This is a genomic window from Limnohabitans sp., assembly GCF_046052765.1.
Taxonomy (GTDB): Bacteria; Pseudomonadota; Gammaproteobacteria; order Burkholderiales; family Burkholderiaceae_C; genus Limnohabitans.
Window position 1 is genome coordinate 1 of the sequence record NZ_JAVLFQ010000018.1, and the last position, 11,789, is coordinate 11,789.

The window sequence follows — 11,789 nt, forward strand, 5'->3', positions numbered from 1 at the left end:
TAACAAGCGTTATACAAATTATGCGCAGGTGAATTCATGATCAACACCCTCAAACTCACTAACGTAGGAAACTCTGTTGGCGTCATTCTTCCCAAAGAGCTTTTGAGCAAGCTCAGAGTTGAAAAAGGCGACACCTTGTACGTGGTGGAAACATCTAGCGGGATTGAACTCACTTCATATCGCCCGGACTTTGCATCACAAATGGATGCCGCCGAGGAAATCATGCGCGAAAACCGCGATGTGCTGAAAAAATTGTCACAGTAAATGTCTGAACCGAGTTGGGTATTGACAGAAACTGTAAAAGCCATCCATCAAAGGCAACTCGCTGAACATGGCGGTGGAACAGGAATTCGTGATGAAGGGCTTTTTGAATCTGCTTTAGCCAGTCCGAAAAATGCCTACTACTTCTCAAAAGGTCTAGCAAATATAAAAAGTCTGGCCGCAAGCTATGCATACGCTATTGCAAAAAATCATCCCTTTGTAGATGGCAATAAACGTGTGGCTTTCGTGGTTTGTATGCTATTTCAGAAGTTAAATCAACATAAAGTGGTTGCAAGCCAAGAAACGCTTTACGCCATATTCTGGGAACTGGCCGCGGGAAACATATCGCAGGAAGAATTGACTCAGTGGCTCAATTCGGTTGCAAAAAAAACTGAATAAGGGCGTAAATATCTCCGCGCTGAATAGTGCTTAGCATGTTTACTGGCACTTCAACGGGGTTTTTTAAAGTTACATCTAGACATGTTTCTAGACATCTAAAGAAATTGCGTGTAAAATAATGCCCAGATTAACAAACAATGGGCAATAGCTATGCAGGTACAACTTGCTGAAATCAAAAACAAACTGTCCGAATACGTGAAAGCTGTACAACAAGGACAAAGCTTTGAAATCACTGTCAGAGGGGTGCCTGTGGCGCAACTGATGCCTATGTCAGCAAATGTCAGTAAAACCGGTTTTGCCAAACGCGTACAAACCCATATGGAGAGCGAATCCTTGCCAGTTTTTGACGTTCAGTCAGCGTTGCTGGAGGGGCGTAGGTGAAACTGGTCGTTGATAACTCTGTAGTCATGCGATGGTTGTTCAAAGACGGTTCAGACCTAGACCGCTTGTACGCAACCAGAGTAGCTCAGCTTGTGGAAACCAGCGAGGTGTTTGTTCCTGCATTGTTCATAGCAGAAGCCGCCAATGTCATTTCCAAGGCCTTGAAAGTAGAAGTTATCTCACGCGTTCATGCTCAGACTTTCTTTGAGCTGATCAACCATATGCAAGCACAAGTGGTGCCTCCTACCCAAGGCACACAAGAAGTGATGTTTTTTACATTGAGAGCGTGTGAGCTTGATCTATCGGCTTACGACGCAACTTATTTATTGCTGGCTGAACACTTGTCCTGTCCTTTAGCCACTCTTGACAAGGATTTGCGCAAAGCAGCAAAAAAACATGGTGTTGCCATCGCCGCTTTAGATCAGGAATGAGCCCCAAGCTTGCTCACTTTTTGCGCGGCGGCAACCCTGTGTGCTGCGTCAGTATTTTTCCGGGTGCTGCTTTCACTCTTCCTGTAGTGACAGGTGAGGTTTTAGCTGTTGCAGCAGTGCTGTTTTTGCGTCGGCTGCTGGTATAGCCTTCGGTGTTGAGCGGCTGAAAACGCGGTATCAAATGTTGTTTCCCGTTGCCTATCAAATCGGCACGACCCATGGCTTTGAGTGCTTCGCGCAACAGCGGCCAGTTGTTTGCGTCGTGGTAGCGCAAAAACGCTTTGTGCAGCCTGCGGCGTTTGTCGCCGCGCACAATATCCACCGCTTCACTATCGCGCCCTACCCGCTTGAGCGGATTTTTGCCTGAGTGGTACATGGCAGTCGCCGTGGCCATAGGGCTGGGATAAAAGGTTTGTACCTGATCTGCGCGAAAACCATTTTTCTTGAGCCACACGGCCAAGTGCATCATGTCTTCGTCGCGTGTGCCAGGGTGGGCGGCGATGAAGTATGGAATCAAATATTGTTTCTTGCCCGCCTCTGCGCTGTATTTATCAAACATTTGCTTGAACCGCTCATAGCTACCTATGCCCGGTTTCATCATCATCGACAAGGGGCTGCCCTCGGTGTGCTCGGGCGCGATCTTCAAATAACCGCCCACATGGTGGGTCACCAGTTCTTTCACGTACTCGGGGCTTTCGACCGCCAAGTCATAGCGCAAGCCAGAACCAATGAGGATTTTTTTCACGCCACGCAGCGCACGCGCTTTACGGTAAAGCTGTATCAGCGGCGCATGGCTGGTGTTGAGGTTTTGGCATATACCGGGGAAGACGCAACTCGGTTTGCGGCACGCCGCTTCAATCTCAGGTGTTTTGCAACCGATGCGGTACATGTTGGCGGTGGGACCACCCAAGTCGCTGACCACGCCGGTAAAGCCCGGCACTTTGTCGCGTATGTCTTCAATTTCCCGCAGGATAGATTCCTCGCTTCGACTTTGGATGATGCGGCCTTCGTGCTCTGTGATGGAACAAAACGTGCAACCGCCAAAGCAGCCGCGCATGATGTTGACGCTGAAGCGAATCATTTCCCATGCGGGGATTTTGGTTTCGCCGTCGTGCCCACCTTGCTTGTCTGCATACGCAGGGTGCGGGCTTCGCGCATACGGTAAATCGAACACATGGTCCATCTCTGCGGTGGTCAGCGGAATGGGCGGCGGGTTGATCCACACATCCCGCGCGGTGCGCCCCTCGCCGTGCGCTTGCACCAAGGCACGCGCGTTACCGGGGTTGGTTTCTAAATGCAATACGCGGTTGGCATGCGCGTACAAGACCGGATCTGATTTGATTTGCTCATAAGACGGCAAGCGGATGACTGAGCGCTCACGCGGCGGTACTTTGAGTTTGCCTTTGCCTTGCAGCGCAGGGTTGGGTACGAATTGCAAAGGAGAAGTGGTGAAGCCTGCACTTGAAACAGTGCTTGATTTTATGTTGCTGATTGATGAGCTAACAGGCTTTGTTGACAGGGCACCGTCAGTGGGGGATACACCATGAAGGCTGACTTGTTGGTTGGCCGCATCAGCGACCGCCTGCGCCTCGTCTTCACGCGCACAGCTTTCGCCTTGCGCTTTGGCTTGGTCACTCACCATCAGATAAGGATTCACATGCGCTTCTATGCGCCCGGGCGTATCCACTTCGGTGGAATCAATTTCAAACCAGTCTGATGGCGCTTCGCGCACCAGAAAAGCCGTGCCGCGCACATCGGTGATTTGCGTGATGGGTTCTTTGGCGGCGATGCGATGCGCCACCTCTACCAGCGCACGTTCAGCGTTGCCGTAGAGCAGCAAATCGGCTTTGGCATCAACCAGTATGGATCGCCGCACTTTGTCTTGCCAATAATCGTAATGCGCGATACGGCGCAATGAGGCTTCGATGCCGCCAATGATGATGGGTACTTGGGGATAAGCTTCACGACACCGCTGGGTATAAACCAACACGCTGCGGTCAGGTCGCTTACCGCCGATGCCGCCAGCCGTGTACGCATCGTCGCTTCGGATTTTGCGGTCCGCGGTATAGCGGTTGATCATCGAGTCCATATTGCCTGCGGTCACACCAAAAAACAAATTGGGTTGACCTAATGCTTGAAACGGCTCGGCGCTGTGCCATTCGGGCTGGGCAATGATGCCAACGCGAAAGCCTTGCGCTTCCAACATGCGGCCGATGACTGCCATACCAAAACTTGGGTGATCTACATACGCGTCGCCAGTGACCAAAATGATGTCGCAACTGTCCCAGCCGAGCTGCGTCATTTCTGCACGGCTCATGGGTAAATACGGGGCTGTGCCGAAACGCGCCGCCCAGTACTTGCGGTAACTGCTCAGTGGCTTGGCGGCGCGATTGAAAAAAGAGACGTCTATAGGGGCGTTCATGAGCCCTTGATTCTAGGCGTTCAGGTATTTTTCACTCTCGGCAGGCATCATTGCCGCATACATTGCAATGGCATTGATTCGAAAATACACGAAAACGCGCGTAATTCAGGGCTTAAACTGACCTGATGATCAACGCCAGCCATCGTCCAAAGTCCCTGTGGGAGTTGTTTCTCTCTTTCACTCTGCTTGGTTTGCAAGGTTTCGGGGGCGTGCTGACGGTGGTTCAACGCGAACTGGTGGACAAACGCCAATGGCTGAGTCTGGCTACGTTTGCCGAGGAATGGGCACTGGCGCAAACCTTGCCAGGGCCGAATGTGGTGAACCTCTCGGTCATGTTGGGCAACCGATTTTTCGGCCCTTGGGGTTCGGTGGTGGCCGCATCAGGTTTGTTACTGGCGCCCGGATTGCTCATGCTGTTAGTGGTTTATGTTTTTCAATCCCTGAGCAGCTTTGCCTTTGTTCAACATGCGTTGCATGGCATGGGTGTCACCGCTGCGGGCATGGTCGTAGCGGCAGGGTGTCGATTTTTTCCTTTGTTGCGACGACATGTGCTGGGCTGGCCAATGGCTTTTGCTTTGGCAGGTTTGAGCGCGTTTTTGGCGGCAGTGTGGCACTGGCCTTTGCTGCAAGTCATCTCTAGCGTCGGCTTGCTGTCGTGTGTGGCTTGTGGCTGGCGGCTTTACCAAGGTAGCCCAGCATGACTGCCTATGAGTGGTTGGATTTGTTGTCGCATTTCGCCATGCTGTCCGTGCTGGCTGTGGGTGGTGCTTTGTCCATCGTGCCTGAAATGCACAGGTATCTGGTCAACGAACATTTCTTGATGTCTGAGCCATTGTTCAGTCAATCGCTGACCCTGTCGCAAATTGCACCAGGCCCAAATATTTTGTTGGTCGCAGTCATGGGTTGGAACATTGGCACTCAACATGCAGCGTCTATTGCCCAAGGCGTGCCTGTAGTGTTGGTCGGTTTATTCACCGCAGGGTTGTTGCTGCTGTGCACCGTCATCCCCTCGTCTTTATTGACGTTCACCATGAGCACTTGGCTGCAAAAACATCAACACGCCTTGGGTGTGCGTGCCTTCAAGACGGGCATGTTGCCGCTGGTCACAGGACTGATGTTGTCTACCGGTTGGCTGCTCGAGTCTGCCAGCAACCCGATCATGGATTGGCGACTGATGGTGATGTGTGGCATCAGCACCTTGTTGGTGTTGTTCACGCGGATTCATTTGCTTTGGCTGATGTTGGTGGGCGCATTGGCAGCAGGCGTGTTCGGGTTGTGACAAAGTGAACGACCAAAGACTCACCACAAACCATACGGTTGGTGTTCGATTGCGCCCGCTCAAAGCCGCCGATGAAGACGCCTTCATGCAAGCTGTTCGCATCAGTCGCGAATTCCTTAAACCCTGGGTTCAAGTACCTTTATCGCGCCCCGCATTTCAGCGCTACGTGAAAGAAATGAACACCAGTGAAGACAAGGCATTTGCTGTGATCAGAACGGACAGCCAAGCACTGGCAGGTGTGGTGGAATTGCGCGATATTTTCCACGGCGACTTTCAAAACGCCTACCTGATTTATTACGGATTTCAGCCGCATTTCAAACAGGGTTTGATGCGTCAAGCCGTGTCACTGGTAATACCTATCGCTTTTGATCGATTGAAATTGCACCGACTCGAAGCCAACATACAACCAGAAAATCTGGCGTCTATCGCTTTGGTGCGGGCTTGCGGTTTCAGCAAAGAAGGCTTGAGTCCACGCTTTTTAAAAAAGAACGGTCAGTGGCGTGACCATGAGCGCTGGGCGCTGCTTGCGGATTAAACCCACCAGTTCGTATTGAAAAATTGCGTGTGTCAATGTCAAGCACATCGACAGAGGTCAACCTATGCGCTGCCTGACTGTCTCGTAAAGACATATGCCACTTGCCACCGACACGTTCAAACTCTCGACGCCGCCCGCCATGGGAATACGGACGAGTTGATCGCAGGTCTTGCGTGTCAGTTGACGCAGACCGCTGCCTTCAGCGCCCAACACCCAGGCAGTCGATATTTTCAAATCCACGTCATAAAGCGTTTTGTCCGCGTCATCGCTTGTACCGGTGATCCAGATGTTGCGTTCTTTCAGTTCATTCAAGGTGCGCGCCAAATTGGTCACCATGAAATACGGCACGGTTTCTGCGGCACCACTGGCGACTTTGGCGACAGTGGCGTTGATGCCTACGGCATGGTCTTTGGGCGCAATCACCGCGTGTACGCCGGCACCATCAGCCACACGCAAACAAGCACCTAGGTTATGCGGATCGGTGATGCCATCCAGCACCAAAATCAACGCCGGTTCATCCTCGGGCAATGCCTCCAGACATTCATCCAGCGACTTGGCAATGTCAATCGCATGCACCCGCGCTACCACGCCTTGGTGGCCGTGGTTACCCGCCAGTTGCGCCAGTCGCATGCCGTCGGCCTCCACCAGTTTCACTTTGGCTTCTTTGGCGCGTTCTTGAAACTGCCGCATGCGTGCATCACGACGGCTAGGATCGAAGAACACCTCAATCACTGACGCAGGCGTGGTTTTCAGTCGCACACCGACCGCATGAAAACCAAACAATACTTTAGGGCTGGAGGCCATTCACTACTTTCTTTGGGTGTGCATTTAAAGGATACACATCGATTCACTCAACTTTGGGGGGATTTAGTCTTTAGCTTAATGCCTTAGGCCACTGGGTCTGCCAAATGCCTTAGCGGGTGCGCATGCACTGGCCATGCGCTGTCAAAAAATGCTTGCACCATGTCTGCGCTGATGTCTTCCAAGCGCGGTGGTTGCCACTTTGGCGCATGGTCTTTGTCCACCGCCAGCGCACGAATGCCCTCGACCGTGTCGCTGTGCGCGGCGGCACGCTGCAAATGCACGGGGTGAAAACTGTGTCGCACCATGTCGCGCTCCATACGCAACTCATCAGCCAAACCCATGTGGCGAGCACGCCTGATTTGTTCTAGCGTCACGGACAGCATCAGCGGTGAACGTTTGTGCAAGGCTTGCAATGCTGCTGCCGACAATTCATCAGCGGCAGCAGCCAACGCGTTGGCAATAGCGTGTACGTCTGCGAGTGCAAACACGTTATTCAACTGCGCGTTCCACCAAGCAGGTGTGTGAGTTTGGGCAGATGCAGTAGCGGCTGTATAAGGCTGCGTCAGTTGTTGCAAGGCCTTATCGGGGTGCTGCCAATCAAGCATGGGCAAGCTGTCCCACATGGCGGGCAAATCAGAACTCGGGCACAACACATCGGCCAAGCCTGCGAACACAGCTTCTGCGCCGTTCAACATCTGCCCGCTTAAACCCAAATACTCACCCAATGCGCCTTGGCAACGGCTGAGGAAAAAACCGCCGCCTACATCGGGGAACAAACCGATCGTGGTCTCGGGCATGGCCATTTTGGTTTTGTCGGTGGCAATGCGCAGTCTCGCGCCCTGTGCCAAGCCCATGCCGCCACCCATGACCACGCCATCCATGAACACCATGCAGGGCTTGGTGTAGCGATGAATCAAATGGTTCAGCGCATATTCTTCGGTGAAAAAATCTTCCAGTTGCGGGTCACCAGCCAATGCGGCTTGGTGAAAAAAACGTATGTCACCACCCGCGCAAAACGCACCGAACTCGCCCTCTCGACCCATACCGCGCATGGCCACAGCTTTCACTGTGTCATCAGATTGCCAGGCCAGCAAGACCTGTGTGATGTCGCGCACCATCGTCAAAGACAAAGCGTTCAATGCCTTGGCGCGGTTGAGTGTGATCAAACCTACGTGTCCATCGACCTGCGCCAACACATCGCCGCTTGGCAATTCAACATGTAATTTATCCATTGCGCTGCCTCCAACTTGCATATTCATTTCCAGCCAGCGCCATCAGCACCAGACTACCGCCCAACATCACGGGCAAGCCAGGCGCTTCATTCGCACCCCACCACGCCCAACTGATGCCGAACAACACCTCAAGCAAAGCCAGCAAAGCCACTTCGTGCGGCTTCAAGACCTGCGAACTCAAGACGGCCAAAGTACATGGCAACGCCAATTGAAACACGCCCAACATAGCCAACCATTGCATATCAGAGGCGTTAGCGGTGGCAGGAAAAGCCAGAGGGGCGGTGAATAAACACGACAAGACCGCGCCAATCAAAATAGCTGGCAGCATATTCATTTGTGCTGCGTCTTGTTGGCGCGTTTTCATCAGATTCCATTGCACCGAACCAGCCATGGGTACGCACACAGCCACCAACATACCCTTTAAATGTTGACCGCCATCCAACTGGATTTGCGACAAGAACATATAGCCTATGCCCACAGCGGCTAACGTGATTGCGCCCCAGGTTTGGCGAGACAAAGTCTGTCCGCCTAACAATCGGTGCAGCAAAGCGGTCAGCAAGGGGCCGAGTGACAAAGTGATGAGCACATTGGCGACCGTGGTCATGGTCATGGCAAGCATGAAGGCGGTGAACATGACCGACCAGCACAGCCCCGACAGCCAGAGTGTGCGTGAATAAAACTGAGCCAATCGCCACACCTTGCCTTGAGTGGCCCATGTCAAACCCAAGGCCAATGCGAGCAAGGTGAAAAAACTGCGCCAGAACGTGACTTCAAAACCCTGTGCCTGTGTGATTTGTCGAGACACAATGCCAGCCATTGACCACAATAAAGTGGCCAACACCATCAACCCCAAAGCTTGTGCATGGCTCAGCTTGAAGTTCATTGCAAAAACTCAGGCTTCGCGGCTGGCGCGTTTGCGCTCGTGCTCTTTCAAGTGACGTTTACGCAGTCGCACGCTCTTAGGCGTGATTTCGACCAACTCGTCGTCTTCAATGAACTGCACGCCATACTCCAATGTCAGTTGAATGGGCGGCGTGATTTTGATCGCGTCTTCCTTGCCTGAGACGCGGAAGTTGGTCAACTGCTTGGTACGCGTGGCGTTTACCACCAAGTCGTTGTCGCGGCTGTGTATACCGACAATCATGCCTTCGTACACAGGATCATTAGGTTTGACAAACATACGGCCACGGTCGTCGAGTTTGCCCAAGGCGTAGGTGAAAATTTCACCGTCATCCATGGAAATCAGCACGCCGTTTTTGCGTCCGCCAATCTCACCTTTGTGGGCTTCGTAGCGGTCAAAAATATTTGAGATCAGACCTGAGCCACGCGTCAAATTCAAAAACTCAGTCGTGAAACCAATCAAACCACGCGCAGGTATACGGTATTCCAATCGCACACGACCACGTCCGTCAGACTCCATGTTGACCAAATCGCCTTTGCGCTCGCCCAAGGCTTGCATGACGCCCCCTTGGTGTTGTTCCTCGATATCGGCGGTCACCAACTCAATGGGTTCGCAACGTTCGCCATCAATCTCACGGTACACCACGCGCGGTTTTGACACGGCCAACTCATAGCCTTCGCGGCGCATGTTTTCCAACAAAATAATCAAGTGCAATTCACCGCGACCCGAGACTTCAAAAATACCGTCTTCGTCGGTTTCTTTCACTTTCAACGCGACGTTGGCTTGCAGTTCTTTTTGCAAACGGTCCCAGATTTGGCGGCTGGTCACGTACTTGCCTTCACGACCCGCCAACGGGGAAGTGTTGACACAAAAATTCATGGTCAACGTAGGCTCGTCCACTTTCAACATGGGCAGGGGTTTGGGATTGAGCGGATCGGTGATAGTCACACCAATGCCTATCTCGGCAATGCCGTTGATCAGCACAATATCTCCAGGACCGGCCTCGGTGGCTTGAATACGGTCCAAACCTTGGAACTTCAACACTTGGTTGACGCGACCCTTGACTGGCGTGCCATCCAGGCCTGCGACGACCACCACGTCCATATTCGGTTTGATGGTGCCTGCGCTTATGCGGCCTACACCAATACGACCCACAAAAGTGGAAAAGTCCAGTGCGGAGATCTGTAATTGCAAAGGTGCAGTCGGGTCGCCGCTTTGAGGTGGCACATGTTTCAACACAGTTTCAAACAAGGCCGACATGTCAGGGCCCCACTGCTCGCCCTGTTCGCCTTCGACCAGCGATGACCATCCGTTGATACCAGAGGCGTAAACCACGGGGAAATCGAGTTGCTCATCGTTGGCACCGAGCTTGTCAAACAACTCAAACGCTTGGTTAATCACAACGCTGGGGCGTGAACCAGGTTTGTCCACTTTGTTGACCACAACGATGGGCTTCAAGCCCAGCGCCAAAGCTTTTTTCGTGACGAAGCGGGTTTGTGGCATCGGGCCTTCTTGTGCATCGATGAGCAACACCACACCGTCAACCATGGACAATGCACGCTCGACTTCACCGCCGAAGTCCGCGTGTCCAGGGGTGTCCACAATGTTGATATGGGTGCCTTTCCAGCTGACCGCGCAGTTTTTTGCCAAGATAGTGATGCCGCGTTCGCGTTCAATCGCGTTGTTGTCCATCACGGTATCCACCACTTTTTCATGTTCAGCAAACGTGCCGGACTGGCGCAGCAACTGGTCAACCATGGTGGTTTTGCCATGGTCAACGTGGGCAATGATGGCGATGTTTCTAATTTGTAAAGTCATGCGGCACTCTCGAGTAAGGATTGGATTTCTTGGGGGTTCAGTAAGCGTTCTGGTATCAGTTCACCGGCATGCACATGGGCGGTGCCGAGCAATGAATGCGGGTTGCTGCCATACACAGCCACCTGCGCATGGTCAGGCCAATCACCACGGCGGCGCAGGCCGCTGAGAAAACGTCCTGCATCTTCGCTTGGCAATGTGATGGCTTGATGACTGTCCAGCAAGGCATCGACAGGCAGTAAAGAAGCGTGGCGCTTGTCTTCTGCAAAGCTCTCAAGATCAGTCAGCGTGACACAATCTTTGGCTAAAAAAACGCCGCTTTGAACTCGCCTTAGAGACGACAAAAATGCGCCGCAACCCAGAGCAATGCCAATGTCTTCGCCTAAGGTGCGTATGTATGTGCCTTTGCTACAACGCGCGTGCAAAGCGACGCTGCGTACGCCGTCCACAATCGGCAGTTCGCTCAAATGCAACGCATAAACTGTGACACGACGTGGTGTGCGCTCTACGTCCACACCTTCACGCGCATATTCGTACAAGGCCTTGCCGTCTTTTTTCAATGCGCTGTGCATGGGCGGCAACTGCATAAGTTCACCCGTGAACAGCGCTTGTACTTGCTGCAATTTGTCAGGCGTGAAATCGACAGTGGCCTCGGCGATGACTTCGCCTTCAGCGTCAGCCGTTGTTGTGCGCTGACCCAAGCGCAGCACGGCCTCGTAAGTTTTGTCAGCGTCCAAGTGCAGTTGACTGAATTTGGTGGCTGCTCCAAAGCACAAGGGCAACACGCCAGTGGCCAAGGGATCGAGCGTGCCGGTATGGCCGGCTTTTTCTGCACGCAACAACCACTTGGCTTTTTGCAAAGCCTGGTTGCTGGAGAGTCCCAGCGGTTTATCGAGCAACAACACCCCATGCACGGGACGCCGTTGCACCCGTGTGCGTGGCGAGTTCATGGTCAGTCGGTTTCTTTGGCGCGGGAGGCGACGGCACGGGCGATCAGCGCGTTCATATCGGCGGCGCGCTCGGGGGTGCGGTCGTATTGAAAATGCAAAGTAGGAACGGTGTGAATATGCAAGCGTTTGAACAAACCATTGCGCAAAAAACCTGCCGCTTGGTTCAGACCTTCGGCGCAGGCTTCGGCGTCTCCTAACAACACACTGAAAAACACTTTGGCATGCGCGTAATCTGGTGTGACTTCAACCGATTGGATAGTCACCATACCCAGGCGCGGATCTTTGAGTTCGCGGATCAACTCCGACAAATCGCGCTGGATTTGGTCGGCGACGCGAAAACCGCGGTGGGCTGTGGACGACTTCTTGGCTGGCATGCGAA

The 11,789-nt window shown here is 53.0% G+C and carries 14 protein-coding genes; 7 read left to right on the forward strand and 7 right to left on the reverse strand.

Going from position 1 to position 11,789, the window contains the following annotated elements:
• Positions 1-36: 36 nt before the first annotated feature.
• From AC9UG7_RS01515 to AC9UG7_RS01530, 4 genes are all read left to right on the forward strand, one after another.
• A complete protein-coding gene (locus AC9UG7_RS01515) occupies positions 37-264 on the forward strand; it encodes an AbrB/MazE/SpoVT family DNA-binding domain-containing protein (protein WP_509583395.1) in 228 nt (75 codons plus the stop codon).
• On the forward strand, positions 265-660 hold the full coding sequence (locus AC9UG7_RS01520) for a type II toxin-antitoxin system death-on-curing family toxin (protein WP_509583397.1): 396 nt from the start codon (positions 265-267) through the stop codon (positions 658-660). It begins immediately after the preceding gene.
• A 150-nt stretch (positions 661-810) separates the two neighbouring features.
• Complete coding sequence (locus tag AC9UG7_RS01525) at positions 811-1,041, forward strand: type II toxin-antitoxin system Phd/YefM family antitoxin (protein WP_509583399.1); 231 nt, start codon at positions 811-813, stop codon at positions 1,039-1,041.
• On the forward strand, positions 1,038-1,472 hold the full coding sequence (locus AC9UG7_RS01530; protein WP_509583401.1) for a type II toxin-antitoxin system VapC family toxin: 435 nt from the start codon (positions 1,038-1,040) through the stop codon (positions 1,470-1,472). The genes AC9UG7_RS01525 and AC9UG7_RS01530 overlap by 4 nt, the downstream gene beginning before the upstream one ends.
• Positions 1,473-1,485: 13 nt before the next feature.
• Here the strand turns inward: AC9UG7_RS01530 and AC9UG7_RS01535 are convergent, their stop codons facing one another.
• Positions 1,486-3,894, reverse strand: a complete 2,409-nt coding sequence (locus AC9UG7_RS01535) for a YgiQ family radical SAM protein (RefSeq protein WP_509583403.1) — start codon at positions 3,892-3,894, stop codon at positions 1,486-1,488.
• Positions 3,895-4,019: 125 nt separating this feature from the next.
• Between AC9UG7_RS01535 and AC9UG7_RS01540 the strand changes: the two genes are divergently transcribed.
• From AC9UG7_RS01540 to AC9UG7_RS01550, 3 genes are read left to right on the forward strand one after another with little or no spacing between them, the layout of a single operon-like run.
• On the forward strand, positions 4,020-4,595 hold the full coding sequence (locus AC9UG7_RS01540) for a chromate transporter (RefSeq protein WP_509583405.1): 576 nt from the start codon (positions 4,020-4,022) through the stop codon (positions 4,593-4,595).
• Positions 4,592-5,173, forward strand: a complete 582-nt coding sequence (locus tag AC9UG7_RS01545; RefSeq protein WP_509583406.1) for a chromate transporter — start codon at positions 4,592-4,594, stop codon at positions 5,171-5,173. Before AC9UG7_RS01540 ends, AC9UG7_RS01545 begins: the two co-directional genes overlap by 4 nt.
• 4 nt (positions 5,174-5,177) lie before the next feature.
• Positions 5,178-5,708 (forward strand): GNAT family N-acetyltransferase, encoded by a 531-nt coding sequence (locus AC9UG7_RS01550; RefSeq protein ID WP_509583408.1) that lies wholly within the window; start codon positions 5,178-5,180, stop codon positions 5,706-5,708.
• 57 nt (positions 5,709-5,765) lie between these two features.
• Here the strand turns inward: AC9UG7_RS01550 and rlmB are convergent, their stop codons facing one another.
• The 6 genes from rlmB to rbfA all read right to left on the reverse strand — a co-directional run bounded on the left by rlmB (position 5,766) and on the right by rbfA (position 11,784).
• Positions 5,766-6,512, reverse strand: a complete 747-nt coding sequence (gene rlmB / locus AC9UG7_RS01555) for a 23S rRNA (guanosine(2251)-2'-O)-methyltransferase RlmB (protein ID WP_509583410.1) — start codon at positions 6,510-6,512, stop codon at positions 5,766-5,768.
• An 83-nt stretch (positions 6,513-6,595) separates the two neighbouring features.
• Complete coding sequence (locus AC9UG7_RS01560) at positions 6,596-7,744, reverse strand: enoyl-CoA hydratase/isomerase family protein (RefSeq protein ID WP_509583412.1); 1,149 nt, start codon at positions 7,742-7,744, stop codon at positions 6,596-6,598.
• Positions 7,737-8,627, reverse strand: coding sequence for a DMT family transporter (locus tag AC9UG7_RS01565; RefSeq protein ID WP_509583414.1), 891 nt, complete (start codon positions 8,625-8,627; stop codon positions 7,737-7,739). The genes AC9UG7_RS01560 and AC9UG7_RS01565 overlap by 8 nt, the downstream gene beginning before the upstream one ends.
• A gap of 9 nt (positions 8,628-8,636) precedes the next feature.
• Complete coding sequence (typA, locus tag AC9UG7_RS01570; RefSeq protein ID WP_509583416.1) at positions 8,637-10,463, reverse strand: translational GTPase TypA; 1,827 nt, start codon at positions 10,461-10,463, stop codon at positions 8,637-8,639.
• A complete protein-coding gene (truB, locus tag AC9UG7_RS01575) occupies positions 10,460-11,410 on the reverse strand; it encodes a tRNA pseudouridine(55) synthase TruB (protein WP_509583418.1) in 951 nt (316 codons plus the stop codon). Before truB ends, typA begins: the two co-directional genes overlap by 4 nt.
• A gap of 2 nt (positions 11,411-11,412) precedes the next feature.
• A complete protein-coding gene (rbfA, locus tag AC9UG7_RS01580; RefSeq protein ID WP_509583420.1) occupies positions 11,413-11,784 on the reverse strand; it encodes a 30S ribosome-binding factor RbfA in 372 nt (123 codons plus the stop codon).
• Positions 11,785-11,789 lie beyond the last annotated feature (5 nt).